Origin of the sequence: Achromobacter sp. ACRQX, from assembly GCF_022346505.1 — a bacterium.
GTDB lineage: Bacteria > Pseudomonadota > Gammaproteobacteria > Burkholderiales > Burkholderiaceae_B > Achromobacter > Achromobacter animicus.
This window is the reverse complement of the sequence record NZ_JAKRML010000012.1, coordinates 1-14,833: the sequence shown is the minus strand read 5'-3', so window position 1 is coordinate 14,833 and position 14,833 is coordinate 1. Positions and strand designations below refer to the sequence as shown.

The 14,833-nt window shown below is 67.0% G+C and carries 13 protein-coding genes; 9 read left to right on the top strand and 4 right to left on the bottom strand.

The genetic code is table 11. From position 1 onward, the window contains the following. Positions 1 to 61: 61 nt before the first annotated feature. The 4 genes from MHZ91_RS13055 to xseA all read right to left on the bottom strand — a co-directional run bounded on the left by MHZ91_RS13055 (position 62) and on the right by xseA (position 7,526). Positions 62 to 1,768 (bottom strand): methyl-accepting chemotaxis protein, encoded by a 1,707-nt coding sequence (locus tag MHZ91_RS13055; protein WP_239213999.1) that lies wholly within the window; start codon positions 1,766 to 1,768, stop codon positions 62 to 64. 279 nt (positions 1,769 to 2,047) lie between these two features. Further along, on the bottom strand, positions 2,048 to 2,626 hold the full coding sequence (gene sodB, locus MHZ91_RS13050) for a superoxide dismutase [Fe] (protein ID WP_056324270.1): 579 nt from the start codon (positions 2,624 to 2,626) through the stop codon (positions 2,048 to 2,050). Positions 2,627 to 2,818: 192 nt separating this feature from the next. After that, complete coding sequence (locus tag MHZ91_RS13045) at positions 2,819 to 6,079, bottom strand: ankyrin repeat domain-containing protein (protein ID WP_239213997.1); 3,261 nt, start codon at positions 6,077 to 6,079, stop codon at positions 2,819 to 2,821. Between the two features lie 79 nt (positions 6,080 to 6,158). After that, complete coding sequence (gene xseA, locus MHZ91_RS13040) at positions 6,159 to 7,526, bottom strand: exodeoxyribonuclease VII large subunit (protein WP_239213995.1); 1,368 nt, start codon at positions 7,524 to 7,526, stop codon at positions 6,159 to 6,161. A 352-nt stretch (positions 7,527 to 7,878) separates the two neighbouring features. Between xseA and MHZ91_RS13035 the strand changes: the two genes are divergently transcribed. The 9 genes from MHZ91_RS13035 to MHZ91_RS12995 all read left to right on the top strand — a co-directional run. Then, a complete protein-coding gene (locus MHZ91_RS13035) occupies positions 7,879 to 8,502 on the top strand; it encodes a MotA/TolQ/ExbB proton channel family protein (RefSeq protein ID WP_239213992.1) in 624 nt (207 codons plus the stop codon). Then, positions 8,499 to 8,912, top strand: coding sequence for a biopolymer transporter ExbD (locus MHZ91_RS13030; RefSeq protein ID WP_175123481.1), 414 nt, complete (start codon positions 8,499 to 8,501; stop codon positions 8,910 to 8,912). The genes MHZ91_RS13035 and MHZ91_RS13030 overlap by 4 nt, the downstream gene beginning before the upstream one ends. Then, a complete protein-coding gene (gene lpxK, locus MHZ91_RS13025) occupies positions 8,909 to 10,057 on the top strand; it encodes a tetraacyldisaccharide 4'-kinase (RefSeq protein WP_239213989.1) in 1,149 nt (382 codons plus the stop codon). Before MHZ91_RS13030 ends, lpxK begins: the two co-directional genes overlap by 4 nt. Before the next feature lie 69 nt (positions 10,058 to 10,126). Next, a complete protein-coding gene (locus tag MHZ91_RS13020; protein ID WP_175123483.1) occupies positions 10,127 to 10,309 on the top strand; it encodes a Trm112 family protein in 183 nt (60 codons plus the stop codon). A 10-nt stretch (positions 10,310 to 10,319) separates the two neighbouring features. Continuing rightward, positions 10,320 to 11,084, top strand: coding sequence for a 3-deoxy-manno-octulosonate cytidylyltransferase (kdsB, locus tag MHZ91_RS13015; protein WP_239213986.1), 765 nt, complete (start codon positions 10,320 to 10,322; stop codon positions 11,082 to 11,084). A gap of 91 nt (positions 11,085 to 11,175) precedes the next feature. Continuing rightward, positions 11,176 to 11,832, top strand: a complete 657-nt coding sequence (gene adk, locus MHZ91_RS13010; RefSeq protein ID WP_175123485.1) for an adenylate kinase — start codon at positions 11,176 to 11,178, stop codon at positions 11,830 to 11,832. Positions 11,833 to 11,966: 134 nt separating this feature from the next. Next, positions 11,967 to 12,725, top strand: coding sequence for a 3-hydroxyacyl-CoA dehydrogenase (locus MHZ91_RS13005; protein ID WP_175123486.1), 759 nt, complete (start codon positions 11,967 to 11,969; stop codon positions 12,723 to 12,725). Positions 12,726 to 12,857: 132 nt separating this feature from the next. Beyond that, complete coding sequence (murJ, locus tag MHZ91_RS13000) at positions 12,858 to 14,417, top strand: murein biosynthesis integral membrane protein MurJ (protein WP_239213984.1); 1,560 nt, start codon at positions 12,858 to 12,860, stop codon at positions 14,415 to 14,417. A 196-nt stretch (positions 14,418 to 14,613) separates the two neighbouring features. After that, on the top strand, positions 14,614 to 14,833 hold a 220-nt coding region (locus MHZ91_RS12995; RefSeq protein WP_239213982.1), incomplete at its 3' end, for a FecR/PupR family sigma factor regulator.

The window sequence follows — 14,833 nt, the reverse complement described above, 5'->3', positions numbered from 1 at the left end:
CACGCGCAAGCGCGGACGGGAACGGCCGGTCAATGGCCGTCCATCACGACGCGGCAAGGCTTCAGAACGACGACCACTCGTCCTGCGAAGCGCCTGCCAGCGCGGGCCGGGCCTGCGCCGCACGGGCTGCCGGCGCGGCGGGCTTGCGCGCCGCCACGCGTTCGGCCGGCAGCAGCCGGGCTTGCGCCTGAACCGCAGATCCACTGCCTGCCTCCACCTTGAAGCGGCGCACTTCCTGCGCCAGACGCGTGGCCTGCTCCTGCATGCTGGCCGCGGCGGCCGCGGCTTCCTCGACCAGGGCGGCGTTCTGCTGAGTCACCGTGTCCATCTGCGAGACGGCCTGGTTCACCTGCCCGATGCCGGTCGATTGCTCTTCCGATGCGCCCGAGATCTCCCGCACCAGCGTCGCGACCTGGCGCACGCTGTCCACCACTTCGCGCATCGTGCGTCCGGCCTCGTCGACCTGACGCGAGCCGCCTTCGACGCGCGTCACGGATTCGTCGATCAGGGCCTTGATTTCCTTTGCAGCCACAGCGGAACGCTGGGCCAGCGTGCGCACCTCGCCCGCCACGACCGCGAAGCCGCGGCCTTGCTCGCCCGCGCGCGCCGCTTCCACGGCGGCATTGAGCGCGAGGATGTTGGTCTGGAACGCGATGCCGTCGATCACGCCCGTGATGTCGGCAATGCGGCGCGAACTGTCCGAGATCGCGCTCATGGTCTGCACGACGCCTTCGACCACCTCGCCGCCGCGCACGGCGACGTTCGACGCCTGGCTGACCAGGCGGTCGGCCTCGCTGGCGTTGTTGGCGTTCTGCTGCACCGTGCTGGTCAGCTCTTCCATCGAGGCCGCGGTTTCCTCGAGCGAAGATGCCTGCTCTTCCGTGCGTTGCGACAGATCCGCGTTGCCCTGCGCGATCTGCGACGACGCCGACGCAATGTTTTCACAGCCGTCGCGCACATCCTTGACGATACGGGCCAGGCTTTCGTTCATGGCCTTGAGCGCGCCCATCAGGTCGCCGGTCTCGTCGCGCGTGACCACGCGGATATCGGTGGTCAGGTCGCCTGCGGCCACCTGACGTGCGGCCGATACGGCTTCGCCCAGCGGACGCACGATGCCGCGCGTCACCAGCCATCCCAACAGCATGCCAACCGCCACGCCCGCGACCGCCAGGGCGATCATGATGGCGCGAACCGTGTTGTAGAGCGCCGTGCCTTCCGCCACCGAGCGCTCGGCGGCCTTTTCCTTGCTGATGGCCAGATTGGTCATCAGGTCATCGAGCTTCTGCGACGAGGCGATGACGCGCTTTTCGGCCTCGGCCACGCGCGGATCGGTCTGCGTCATGGGCTGCGACTTGGCCGCATCGAAGAACGCGGCCGCCTCGCGCTTCCACACCTGTTCGGTTTCGCCGAACTGCGCGAGCAGGTGTTTGGTCTGTTCTTCGTAGAAGTTGGCGGCTGCCTTCTCGCGCAGCACGTCCATGTTCTTGACCGCGTCGTCGAACTGCTTGCGCAGCGCCAGACGCTCCTGGTCGGTCGACGCCCCCATATACGCATTGCGCGCACGACCTGCGTAGATCAGATTGATGTTGGCTTCCTTCAGATCCGAAATGCCGCGCAATTCGGTGTCGTAAAGCCTGTCATTCATTTCATTGATACGCGACAGCCCCCATACCCCGAAGGCCCCGATCGCACCGCCTATCACCGCCACCAGCAAAAACGCCCCTGTCAGGCGAGCGCCGATGCGCATCCCCGAAAATAACCGCAACATGCTTCCCTTCCCTGTGTGTGCCCCGGCTTGTGGCGGCCTCGCCGCAGCCATGCGCTCCGGGGTGCAAGCGCTGACCGGGGAGGAACGATATCGCCGTTTGGTCTAGGGCTTACCCTGAGAAAAAGCCAGTTCAGGCGTCAGTTCCGTGTAATGAACGCGACAGTCGACAGGGTTTTCGAAACTGACTTTTTGCTGAACAAAAGAAAACCCCTCGCCGGGGCGAGGGGCCGTGTTTCCAGGCAGGCGGCGCTAAGACCGCATGCGCGCCGGAACCGCCAATCAGGCGAAGTTCTTGGCAGCGAAATCCCAGTTCGCCAGAGCCCAGAAGTTTTCCAGGTACTTGGGACGCGCGTTACGGTAGTCGATGTAGTACGCGTGTTCCCAGACATCACAGGTGAGCAGCGGCTTGTCGGCCGTCGTGAGCGGGGTGGCGGCGTTGCTGGTGTTGACGATGTCGACCGAACCGTCGGCCTTCTTGACCAGCCAGGTCCAGCCCGAACCGAAGTTGCCGGCAGCCGACTTGTTGAAGGCTTCCTTGAAGGCGTCGAAGCTGCCCCACTTGGCGTTGATGGCGTCAGCCAGCGCGCCCGTCGGTGCGCCGCCGGCCTTGGGAGCCAGGCTGTTCCAGTAGAACGTGTGGTTCCAGACCTGGGCTGCGTTGTTGAAGATGCCGCCCGAGGACTTCTTCACGATGTCTTCCAGCGACAGCGTTTCGAATTCCGTACCCGGGATCAGGTTGTTCAGATTCGTGACGTACGTCTGGTGATGCTTGCCGTAGTGGAACTCCAGCGTTTCCTTGGAGATGTGCGGCGCCAGAGCGTCGAGTTCGTAAGGCAGGGGGGGAAGAGTATGTGCCATGTGATGGTTCCTTCTGTTGAGAGCACGATCAAGCCGGTCAATTGTATCGGCAACTCCTGAGGATACCGTGTTAACCCCGCGCTGGCGCGGGGTTAACGGGCACATGCTTATGACCGCGCGTTGTTGCGACCGCGCGCGGCGGCGCGCACGGCGTCACCGCATGGCCTCACCGCATGGCGTCACCACATTGCGTCACTTCACGTAACGCAGCTCCTGCCCGTTGGCGGTTTCGACCAGTGCGCCGTCCTTATCCATGGCCAGGACCTTGTGCAGCGGCGCGCTGGCCGCGTCGTCGGGCACGTCGACGTCGATGCGCACGGCCCGGGTAGCGGCGTCGATGCGGGAGACGTCCACCTCGTGCCAACGCCCACCAGACGGCGCCGGCACGAAGACGGCCAGCGCCTTCAACGCGCCTGCCGCCATGGGCACGGAGACGCCGTCCGCGCCTTCCGATTGGCGCGGCCCGCCGCCGTAGTCCTGATCGGCCGATGACACCGCCACGTCGATATTGACCGGACGGCCGCGGTGATACACGCGCACCGTCAGCATGCCGGCCTCGGCCGGCCTGGTGTCCGCGCGCACGTTTGCGATGGCGGAATACGGCCGCAGCGGCGGCGTGTCCAAAAACACCTGCTTGCCGTCGCTTCGCCAGGCGCCCCGCGCGTTGATGTCGACGGCGCCATAGCTCAGGAAGTATTCGAAGCTGCCGTCTTCCAGAAGCAGCAATTCGCTGCCCACTTCCCGCACGCCGCGCAGGTAGTAATGGCCCGGAATGCGCATGGGTTCGGAGGACTTGCTGGCGGCTTTGGATCCCACGCGCCGGCCTTGCGCGGGCGGCGGCGCGCAGTCTGCGTGCAGCGTGACAATCGCATCCTGCAGGACGCGCGCGAAGGCCGGATCGGATTGGCAGGCAAGCGCCGTACGGAACGACTGGCCCGGCGGCGCCACCGCCGCGTCGAAGCGCGCGTGGTGCTGCGCCAATAAGGACAGCATGGCGGGCTGGCCGGTTTCAAGCGCGATCCACGCAGGACCGCGGCCCGAGCCGTCGCCGGCATCAGGGCTGGCGCCGGCGTCGAGCAACGCTTGGGCGAGGTCCCGGCGTCCCAACCGGATGGCGGCGTTCAGGGGCGTATCGCCGTCGGACAGCGGCGCATCCAGATCGGTGTCCGACGCCTTCAACAGACGCAATACCTGCACCACAGTGTCATGCCGCGCGGTGACCAGCTCCCGGCTATGCAGCAGCATCGACACGATGCGATCGGGCAAGGCACGTCCATCCCGCGCGCATGACGATGGCTGACCGGTGAAACCGGCCGCATGCAGTGCTGCAAAGTAGCCAGGCTTGTCGATCAGCACGAACTCCCCGTTGTCTGGCATGCACGCTCGCGCAACCGGCTGGCGGTTCGCCGCGCTCACGCGGCGCACCGTTTCCATGTCGCCGGACGCCACGGCGGCATTGAGCAGTGCGTACGGGTTGGGCGCGACCGGCAGCCGCGGGTCGTCCAACCGCGCGCCGGCGCGCAGCAGCCGATCCAGCATGGCGGCGTCCAGACGACCGATCAGCCAATACAGAGCGCTCTCGCCGTCCGGCGCGATGGCGGCGGGGTCCGCGCCCCTGGCCAGCAATGCATCGACGACCGCCACCTGGCCCGAGGTCGCCGCCAGGAGTAGCGGCGGCGTGCCACGCGGATCGTCCAGGATTGGCGGCCAGGCATCGCGGCCGGCCTTGTCCCCGGACGCTTTATCGGCCGCCTTTACCGCGGGGTCCACATACGGATTCACCGGCACGCCCGCCTCGATCAGCATCAAGGCCAGCGCCGTATCGCGGCTTTCGAGCGCCTGGCGAATGGCGCTTGCGTCCAGCGTCTTCATATCGAAACCGGCGTCCGCGAACATGCGCAGCACTGCCGCGCCCTGCCCGCCCGGCTGCCGCAGCAGTTGCGCGACGGGCGAGTCGGCGGGGTTCTGCAGCGCCGCGTGCAGCGCGTCGGGCTTCATCGCCGCCAACAGGGTGCGCAGCACCGCAGTGTCTCCGGCCCGCACCGCAACCTCCAGCGCCGACCGGCGGTCATAGCCTTCGCGCCGCAAGCCCGGATCGGCGCCCCCGGCCAGCAGCGCCTTCACGGCGCCGGACTTGCCGGCTTCGACGGCATCGGCCAGCGGCGTGTTGCCATGCGGTTCCGCGGGATCGCCGTCGACCGGCGCACCGAGGGCCAGGAGGCGCTGCACGGTCTGCGTGTCGCCGCGCTGGGCCGCCAGGTTCATGATCGGCCGATTGCCCATCTGGGGCTTGGCGAATATCAGGCCGCCCGAGCCCACTTGCGGGCCGCGTTGCGCGAAGGGCATGCCCGCGCGCAGCAATTGTTCGGCGATTGCGGGGTGTCCGCCTTCGACCGCTGCTTGCGCCGCATCCAGCCACACGTCACGGTCGCCGGTTTCTCCGTACGCCGTGGCCGGGATCGTGCGAGGGCCCTCCTCCATCAGGTACGACACGGCCTGCGCATCGCCTTCGTAGGCGGCGAACGCCAGGGCGGTCAGTTCCTCTTCATAGGCAGGCCGGCTGCCCGTGGCGGCCAGCGCTCGCAGCGCCTCTGCACCTTCCGTCAGTTCCACCAGGGGCAACCACGCAAGGAAGTCCGCCGCGGGCCGCGTCTTGCCCTGTCCGTCCTTCAAGACACTTGACGCGGCGGTATCGGCGTCGAGCGCCGCATACGGGCGGCTGGCACCGGCGCCGAACAAGGCCACCACCATGCGCGTCAGGCTCTTGCGGTCGACGAGGCGCGGCAGGTAGGTCTGGCGCACCGCGAATTCGAAATCGCGGTGCAGCAGGAATTCCAGCGGGGTGTTGTTCTGGTCACCCCGCTGGTCGGGGTTGGCGCCCGCGGCCAGCAACGCCTCCATGATGGCCGGCGTGCCGTACAACAGCGCCAGGTGGAGCGGCGGCCGGCGCGATTCGTACGTGATGTCGTTCAGGTCCGGCTTGGTGGCCAGCAGCGCGGCCAGCATGCGCGCGCGGGCCGGCAGGCCGGCCTCGTGCGCCTGGCGCAACCGCGCCGCGTCTTCCGGCGTCATGTCCCAATACACGTACTGCGACCGCAGATCACGTGGCGGCATCAGCAAGGCATGCAGCAAGGGGACGCCGTCACGGGCATAGTCGCCGGGCCGTTCGACCTGCGCCAGCGCGGCCAGGAATGCCGCCTCGTCGTTGCGCCCGGCTGCTGCGAACAGGTCCTCCGTTTCCGGCGTGTCGGCGCTTTTGTATTCGCGATACGGCGACGTGCAATTGCAATCGGCGGCTGCGGCTGAGGGTGGTGTGACTGAGGGTGCGGTGGCTGCGGGCGCTGCCGGGGAAGCGGCTACGTTTTCCGCGTAGGCCACGGAGCCAACCCCGGTCGCCCATATCGCCGCGGCCAGTCCGGTGGCCGCCCATTTCAGATTTCTGTCGTGGAACATCCTGCCGCCATGATTCGGGTGGAGAGGATTTGCGTGCGTTCACGCCGCGCGCCGTCCCCTTTCGGGGCTCGCGGAAAAACTAGCTTGGGTCGCGCGTGGAACGCGTGGATTGCACCTGGACCTGCGCCCCGCCCTGCGCGAAGCTCAGGTCGAGCGGCTGGCCCGCCGACAGCGCGGCCGCGTCACGAACAATGCGGCCCTCCGCGTCGCGGGCGATCGCGTAACCGCGCGCCAGCGTATTGCCCGGATCCAGGGCGCGCAGTTGCGCCGAGGCGGCGGCAAGGCGATTGCGCCGCTGCACCAGCAGGCGGGCATGGGCCTGCCCCAGTTGACGCACGGCGCCCGCCAGACGTTCGGCGGCCCTGCCCGTATCCGGCACGCGATGGCCAAGGCGCTGCGCCAGCAGATTGACGCGCGCGGCGCGCCGGCCTTGCGGCGCGGACCAGGCCGAGGCCAGTCGGTATTGCAGGCTGTTCAAGCGCTCGCGCTGGTGTTGCAGGCGTTGTGCCGGGGACACCAACTGCGCGGTGGCGCGGTCCAGGCGCTGCGCTGCCCGCTCCAGCCGGCGCTGCTGGCCGCGCACCAGGGTTTGCAGCGTCTGCATGACGCGGCCCAGCAATTCGGCGCGCGGCGCGCAGGCCAGTTCGGCCGCGGCGGTGGGCGTGGGCGCCCGCAGGTCGGACACGAAGTCCACGATGGTGAAGTCGGTTTCGTGACCCACGCCGCTGATGACGGGAATTTCACTGACCGCCACCTGGCGCGCCAGGTCTTCGTCATTGAAGCTCCAGAGGTCTTCGATGCTGCCGCCGCCCCGCACCAGCAGGAGCGTATCGACCTCGGCCCGCTCGTTGGCCAGACGCAACTGCGCGGCCAGCTTGTTGGCGGCATCCGCCCCCTGAACCGGGGCCGGATAGATGATGACCGGCACCTGCGGCGCCCGCCGGGCCAGGGCCGACAGCACGTCGCGCAGCGCTGCCGCATGCAGCGAGGTGATCACCCCGATCGCACGGGGCAGACGGACGGGCTCGCGCTTGCGGGCCGGATCGAACAGCCCCTCGGAGGCCAGTTGCTCTTTGAGGCGCAAAAAAGCCTCGTACAGATTCCCTAATCCTGCCCGCCGCATGGCGTCAGCCTGGAGCTGATAGTCGCCCCGCGGTTCGTACAGGGAAACGCGCGCCCGGATCTCGACCTGGTCGCCCGCCCGGGGCACGAAGCCCACGGCGCTGGCGCGGTTGCGGAACATGACGGCCCGCACGGAGGCCCGGCTGTCCTTGAGCGTGAAGTACCAATGCCCGGACGCCGCCTGCGTGAAGTTGGAAATCTCGCCGCGAACCCACAGCGCCGGGATGCTGCGTTCCAGCAACTGCCCCACTGCTTGGTTTAGCTGGGCAACTGTAAGGATTTCCCGCGCAAATGCGTTGTTTGTGACTGGGAGCTCAATTGTCATGGGGCTTTCCGATGCGAACCTGTCCACAGGGCAGGCGGAGCGGGGCGCAATGATACCGCGTTCGCAGAAATTTGCACGAACTGCCCAGAAAGCCAGCAAATTCGGTGCAAATCATTGATTTATAAGGACTTATATAGGACACGGCAGTGCGCGCATTTGAAGCAAACAAGCGCAAGCCCCGTGCCCATAAGCCTTCCGGCTGAGTTCTACACAGAATTATCCACAGATTCTGTGGATAATTCGGGTCTTCCCCTGCCTTGCCACATACGCGCCGCACCGTTACAGTTTCGGCTTGTTCAGATGCCACTGTGCGCCGCTTGCGGCGCCTTCGGCTCCTCAGGAGTTGACCGCTTTGCTTTCCATTCTGCGCGAGGCCGGCTGGCCCATCTGGCCCCTGCTGGCGACATCCGTGCTGGGCCTGGCGCTGATCTTCGAGCGCTTTTTGACCCTGCGCCGAAACCTGGTGATGCCGCGCGGCCTGAACGAGCAGGTCGCCGAAATGCTGCGCAATCACCAGGACACGCCAGACTCGATCCACCGGCTGGAACGCAATTCGCCGCTGGGCCGCGTGCTGGCCGAAGTGATGCGCCACCGCCACTTGCCGCGCGAAGAACTGCGCAACGTGGTCGAAGACACTGGCCGCGCCGTCGCGCATGATCTCAGCCGCTACATTTCCGCCATCGGCACCATCGCCGTCGTCGCCCCGCTGATGGGCCTGTTCGGCACGGTCGTCGGCATGATCGAAATCTTCGGCTCCTACACGCCTGGCGGTGGCGACCCCGCCCAACTGGCGCGCGGCATTTCGATCGCGCTCTACAACACCGGTTTCGGCATTCTGATCGCCATTCCCGCCATGATTGCGCACCGCTATCTGCGCGGCCGCGTGGATGGCTACCTCAACGCCATGGAACAGGCTGCATCGCGCTTGATCCGTGCCCTTGCGCCGGCGCGCGCCTCCCGCGAGGCCCGCCCATGAATTTCCGCGGTTCCCGGGGCGACCGCGATGAGCTGGACATCAACCTGATTCCGCTCATCGACGTCCTGCTGGTCATCCTCATCTTCCTGGCGGCCACCACGTCGTTCACCCGGTTCACGCAGTTGAAGGTGACGTTGCCCCAGGCATCGTCCGAACAGGACACGCCGCCCGCGCTGGAAGTCGCGGTCAGCCAGGATGGCCGCTACGCCCTGAACGGAACCCTGATCGACGTCTCCACGCCGCCCGAAATCGCCGACGCCCTGCGCCAGGCCGCGGCCGGCAAGACCGAGCCGCTCGTCATCATCAATGCCGACGCCCAGGCCACCCACCAGTCCGTGATCAACATCATGGAAGCCGCGCGCCTTGCCGGCATCGGCCGCGTCAATTTCGCCGCCCAGACCAACCGTTGAAAACCCGACGCGCATCACTGCTGGCCCGCCAATGGCAGCGCGGCGGCTGGCTGTCCACCGCCCTGCGCCCGCTGTCCGCGCTGACCGCCTGGGCGGTCGAGCACAAGCGCGCGCGCTACGCCAGCGGCGCCAAGGTGTCCTACCGGCCGCCCGTGCCCGTGGTCGTGATCGGCAATATCTTCGTGGGCGGCACGGGCAAGACGCCCTTGGTGATCGCCACCGTCGAAAACCTGCGGGCCCGCGGCTACACGCCCGGCGTGGTCAGCCGGGGTTATGGCGTCAAGGTCGGTCCCCATCCGCGGGTGGGGCTGGGCGACCTGGAAGCCGCTCGATTCGGCGACGAACCCGCGCTGATCGCGCGCGCCACCGGCGCCCCCGTGTGCATCCACCCCAAGCGCGCCCTCGCCGCCCAGGTGTTGCTGCAGGCACATCCGAAGGTCGATGTCATCGTCTCGGACGACGGCCTGCAACATCTGGCGTTAGCACGGGACATCGAAATCGTGGTGCAGGACCAGCGCGGCGTGGGCAACCGGCGCCTGCTGCCCGCCGGCCCGCTGCGCGAACCCGCCAGCCGTCTGGCCGACGTGGACGCCGTGGTCACGAATATCGGTACGCCGGGCAATTCGCTTGCGGTGTCTGACACCCTTGATGCACCGTCGCAGCATGACGGCCGTCTCCCCAGGGTGTCAGACACCGCAAGCAGCCGTCCCCGCCAGGTCCAGATGTGGCTTGAACCCGGCCTGGCGCGCCATATCGGGGGACACGCCACGCAGCCGCTATCGGCCTTTGCCGGGCAGCCGCGCATCGCGGCCGCGGCCGGCATCGGCAATCCGGAGCGCTTTTTTGCCACGCTGCGGGCAGCCGGCATCACGCTATCCGCGACGCTTCCCCTGCCCGATCACCACGACTACGCCACGTCCCCCTTCCAGGCGCTGGATGCCGACGTCATCCTGGTGACGGCCAAGGACGCCATCAAATGCGGCGCCTTGAACGACCCCCGCTTGTGGGAAGTGCCGGTGCAAGCCGCGTTCTCCGACCCGAGGCTCTTTGACTGGCTGGCCGACGCACTGCGCGCTCGCAAAGAGCGCCCGGGTCGGGGGCAGAACGGTGGCGGCGTAAACCGGGGCCGCAACCCAACGGCGTAACAAGCCGCTTGACGCAACCCCGACGCGCCGCGCGCTGTCCGGCGGCAAAACTGTTTTAGAATCGCGGTCATGGAATCCCGCCTTCTCGACATCCTCGTTTGCCCCTTGTGCAAGGGCCGCCTCGAACACGACCGGCAGCAGGCCGAACTGGTCTGCCGTGCGGACCGGCTGGCCTTCCCGCTGCGCGACGGCATTCCGGTCATGCTGGAATCCGAGGCCCGCGCGCTGGACGACACCGCCGCCCCTCGCTGAACGCCGCATCGTGAGCTTCATCGCCATCATCCCGGCACGCACTGCGTCGACCCGGTTGCCCGACAAGCCGCTGGCCGACATCGCCGGCAAGCCCATGGTCGTGCGCACCGCCGACCGTGCTGCCCTGTCCCGCGCCTCGCAGATCTTCATCGCCACCGATGACGGGCGTGTTCAGCAGGCGGCGCAGGCGCACGGCTTGCGCGCCCTGATGACCCGTGGCGATCACCCCACCGGCACCGACCGGTTGGCCGAAGCGGTCGAGCAGCTTGGCCTGCCCGACGACGCCATCGTGGTGAACGTGCAGGGCGACGAGCCCCTGATCGAACCCGAACTCATCGACGCGGTGGCGGCCAAGCTGCAAGCGTATCCGCAGGCCGACATCGCCACCTGTGCCTGCCCCCTGGCTGATGCCGAGGCGCTGTTCAATCCCAACGTCGTCAAGCTGGTCTGCGCCGCCGACGACCGCGCGCTGTATTTTTCGCGCGCCCCCATTCCCTGGGCGCGGGACGCGCTGGCCGGCGGCGAACGTGTGCTGGCGCAGGGACTGCCTGCCTGGCATCACATCGGCCTGTACGCCTACCGCGCGTCGTTCCTGCGCCGCTTCCCGACCCTGCCGCAAGGCGTGCTGGAACGCTTCGAATCGCTGGAGCAATTGCGGGCCATGGAACACGGCCACGTCATCGTCGTCCATCGGGCGTCGACGCCTCCTGCGGGTGGGGTAGATACCCCGGCCGATCTCGAGCGCGTCCGCTTGATCTACAGCAATCAGATATAAGGGTTATTTCCCATGGCGCAGCCCCGCATTGGCTGCTGCGTTGCGGCATAATCCCCCGGATCACAAAAAATAAACCCCTTCAGGAGCACTCATGCGTCTCATCTTGCTCGGACCCCCCGGCGCCGGCAAAGGCACCCAGGCCGCGTTTCTAACGCAGCACTTCGGCATTCCCCAGATCTCCACCGGCGACATGCTGCGCGCCGCGGTGAAAGCGGGCACCCCGCTGGGTATTGAAGCCAAGAAGGTCATGGACGCCGGCGGCCTGGTTTCCGACGAGATCATCATCGGCCTGGTGCAAGACCGCCTGACGCAGCCCGACTGCGCCAACGGTTACCTGTTCGACGGCTTTCCCCGCACCATCCCGCAGGCCGACGCGCTCAAGAGCGCCGGCGTCAAGCTGGACTACGTCGTGGAAATCGCCGTGCCCGAAGAAGACATCATCGAACGCATGAGCGGACGCCGCGTGCACCAGCCCAGCGGCCGCAGCTACCACGTACGCTTCAACCCGCCCAAGATCGAAGGCAAGGACGACGTCACCGGCGAGGACCTGGTCCAGCGCGACGACGACCGCGAGGAAACCGTGCGTCACCGCCTGTCGGTGTACCGCGAGCAGACGCGCCCGCTGGTCGACTACTACTCGGCCTGGGCGCAGCAAGATTCCGCCGCTGCCCCGAAGTACCGCAAGATCTCGGGCGTGGGCGCCGTCGACGAAATCAAGTCGCGCCTGTTCGAAGCCGTTCAAAGCTGATCGGCGTCTCGATGGCCCACAGGCCTTCGGCGCCGGCCGGACGCAGCGCGTTCCGGCCCAGGCCCGAAGGCCTTGTTGCATCCGGCGCCAGGCGCGCCGCCTTCCTTCCCTTGAACTGATCTGGTGGTACACACATGGAAATCGCGAACAAGGTATTCATCGTTACCGGCGGCGCATCCGGCCTGGGCGCCGGCACCGCCCGCATGCTGGTCGAACATGGCGCCAAGGTCGTCATTGCCGACCTGCAGGACGAGCCGGGCGAAGCCCTCGCCAAGGAACTCGGCCAGCGCTACGTGCACTGCGACGTGACGCAGGAAGCCGACGGCAAGAAGGTCGTGGCCGCCGCGCTGGAACTGGGCTCGCTGTTCGGTCTGGTCAACTGCGCGGGTGTGGCTCCCGCCGCCAAGATCGTCGGCAAGAATGGCGCGCACCCGCTGGAACTCTTTCAGAAAGTCGTGTCGATCAACCTGATCGGCAGCTTCAACATGATGCGTCTGGCCGCCGAGGCCATGAGCGCCAATACGCCCGAACCCACCGGCGAACGCGGCGTGATGATCAACACGGCATCCGTCGCTGCCTTTGACGGCCAGATCGGCCAGGCGGCCTATGCAGCTTCCAAGGCCGGCGTTGCGGGCATGACGCTGCCGATCGCGCGCGACCTGTCCAAGACCGGTATCCGCTGCATGACCATCGCCCCGGGCATCTTCGGCACCCCGATGATCTTCGGCATGCCGCAGGAAGTGCAGGACTCGCTGGCCGCCAGCATCCCCTTCCCCGCGCGCCTGGGCCGCCCGGAAGACTACGCCAAGCTGGTCCACAGCATCATCACCAACGACATGCTGAACGGCGAAACCATCCGTCTCGACGGCGCCATCCGCATGCCGCCGAAGTAATTCAGCTTGATGGCCGGTTCGTACGGGCCGGTCCAAAGGGGCCGGCCTTGCAATGCCGGCCCTGCAGATGGCCGGCATTCCGTCCCCATCAACGCGGCGATCCGGCCCGCTTTTCACTTCAGTAGTCCACCCATGAGCCTGTTCCGTTCGGCGGCCACGGTCAGCAGTTTCACCTTGCTGTCCCGCATTTCCGGCCTGATCCGCGACATCCTGGTGGCCCGAGCGTTTGGCGCCGGCCCCATTACCGACGCCTTCTGGGTCGCTTTCCGCATTCCCAATCTGCTGCGCCGCCTGTTCGCCGAGGGCGCCTTCGCCCAGGCCTTCGTCCCCATCCTGGGCGCCGCGCGCAACAACCGCTCCGAAGAAGAAGTCCGCACACTGCTGGACCGCGTGGCCCTGCTGTTGACCGCCGCCTTGATGCTGGTCACGCTGATCGGCATCGTCGCGGCGCCCTGGGTGGTGTCCGCCATGGCCAGCGGCCTGCGAGGTGCGGCGCGCGACACCGAATTCGGCGCGGCGGTCTGGATGACGCGGATGATGTTCCCGTACATCCTCTGCATGTCGCTGATCGCCTTCGCGTCCGGCGTGCTCAATACGTGGCGGCGCTTTGCAGTGCCCGCCTTCACGCCCGTGCTGCTGAACCTGTCCATGATCGGCGCCTGCATCTGGCTTGCGCCGCGCATGGACGTCCCGGTCTACGCGCTGGCCGTCGGCGTCATGATCGGCGGGGTGCTGCAATTGGCCGTGCAATGGGTGGCCCTGGCGCGCCTGGGCCTGACGCCACGTTTTTCGCTGCGCTTTGGGCAGGCCTGGGCCGATCCGACCGTGCAGCGCATCCTCAAGCAGATGGCGCCCGCCACGCTGGGCGTGTCGGTGGCGCAGATCTCGCTCTTGATCAACACCAATATCGCGACGTGGCTCACGCCGGGCAGCGTGACGTGGCTGTCGTTCGCCGACCGCCTCATGGAATTTCCCACGGCGCTGCTGGGCGTGGCGCTGGGCACCGTCCTGCTGCCCAGCCTGTCCGCGGCGCATGCCCGCGACGACCACGGCGGCTACAGCGCGCTGCTCGACTGGGGCCTGCGCCTGGTACTGCTGCTGGGGCTGCCCGCGGCGGTGGGCATGGCAATGCTGTCGGACGGCCTTGTCGCCACGCTGTTTCATTACGGCGCCTTCAGCGCGCAGGACGTGTTGCAGACGCGCCTGGCCGTCATCTCCTACTCTGCCGGGCTGATTGGCCTGCTGGCGGTCAAGATCCTGGCCCCCGGCTTCTATGCCAAGCAGGACATCCGCACACCCGTGAAGATTGCCATCGCCGTGCTGGTGGTGACGCAGCTGCTGAACGTGATGCTGGTGCCGACGCTGGCCCACGCGGGGCTCGCCTTGGCCATTGGCCTGGGCGCCTGCCTGAACGCGCTGGCGCTCCTGATCGGGCTGCGGCGGCGGGGCGTGTACATGCCGGGCGCCGGCTGGACTGCGTTTGCCCTGCGCCTGATGCCCGCGCTGGCCGGGCTGGCGGCGCTGCTCTGGTATGCGGACACACGGATCGACTGGATCGCGCTGCAAACGCACTCCGGCCAGCGTGTCCTCTTGCTGGCCGGCGTGCTGGCGGCAAGCGGCGTGGTGTACTTCGGAATGTTGTTACTGTTTGGATTTCGCCCCAGGGACTTCGGACGACGCCCGAAGCAGTAATTCCGCCTGTTCGGGCTACATTGCCTTCAAAAAGCCGGCCAAACGCCGGCTTTTCGCATTAATTTCGTCAAGAATTGACAACCACACCGTAATCTTTGGTAAAAAACCTTTATGATTTAAAAATTGCCACTAAGAGGACCCCCTGTAGGCCCCTGCCTGCGGGAAGCATGAATTGAAGTACGCCCAAGGACAACCCATGGCGGACCAGGTGATCAATTGGCTGCTGCTGCTGCGCTCCGGCAAGGCAACGGCCCAAGACTACAACGACTTCCTGGCTTGGCGAGCGGCTGACCCTGTCCATGAAAACGCCTGGCAGCAACTGACGGGCACCCTGGCAGGATCGTCGTTTGGCCGGCTTGGCGACGCCTATGCCACCGGCAGTGGCGACGCCGCGGCCGCTGCCCAGTCGCTGATCC

Bases quoted from the DNA above. Each gene is read 5' to 3' on its own strand.
- xseA (WP_239213995.1), bottom strand. From the start codon at position 7,526: ATGACAATTGAGCTCCCAGTCACAAACAACGCATTTGCGCGGGAAATC.
- MHZ91_RS13055 (WP_239213999.1), bottom strand. From the start codon at position 1,768: ATGTTGCGGTTATTTTCGGGGATGCGCATCGGCGCTCGCCTGACAGGG.
- MHZ91_RS13005 (WP_175123486.1), top strand. From the start codon at position 11,967: ATGGAAATCGCGAACAAGGTATTCATCGTTACCGGCGGCGCATCCGGC.
- MHZ91_RS13020 (WP_175123483.1), top strand. From the start codon at position 10,127: ATGGAATCCCGCCTTCTCGACATCCTCGTTTGCCCCTTGTGCAAGGGC.
- sodB (WP_056324270.1), bottom strand. From the start codon at position 2,626: ATGGCACATACTCTTCCCCCCCTGCCTTACGAACTCGACGCTCTGGCG.
- adk (WP_175123485.1), top strand. From the start codon at position 11,176: ATGCGTCTCATCTTGCTCGGACCCCCCGGCGCCGGCAAAGGCACCCAG.
- murJ (WP_239213984.1), top strand. From the start codon at position 12,858: ATGAGCCTGTTCCGTTCGGCGGCCACGGTCAGCAGTTTCACCTTGCTG.
- MHZ91_RS13045 (WP_239213997.1), bottom strand. From the start codon at position 6,079: ATGTTCCACGACAGAAATCTGAAATGGGCGGCCACCGGACTGGCCGCG.
- MHZ91_RS13030 (WP_175123481.1), top strand. From the start codon at position 8,499: ATGAATTTCCGCGGTTCCCGGGGCGACCGCGATGAGCTGGACATCAAC.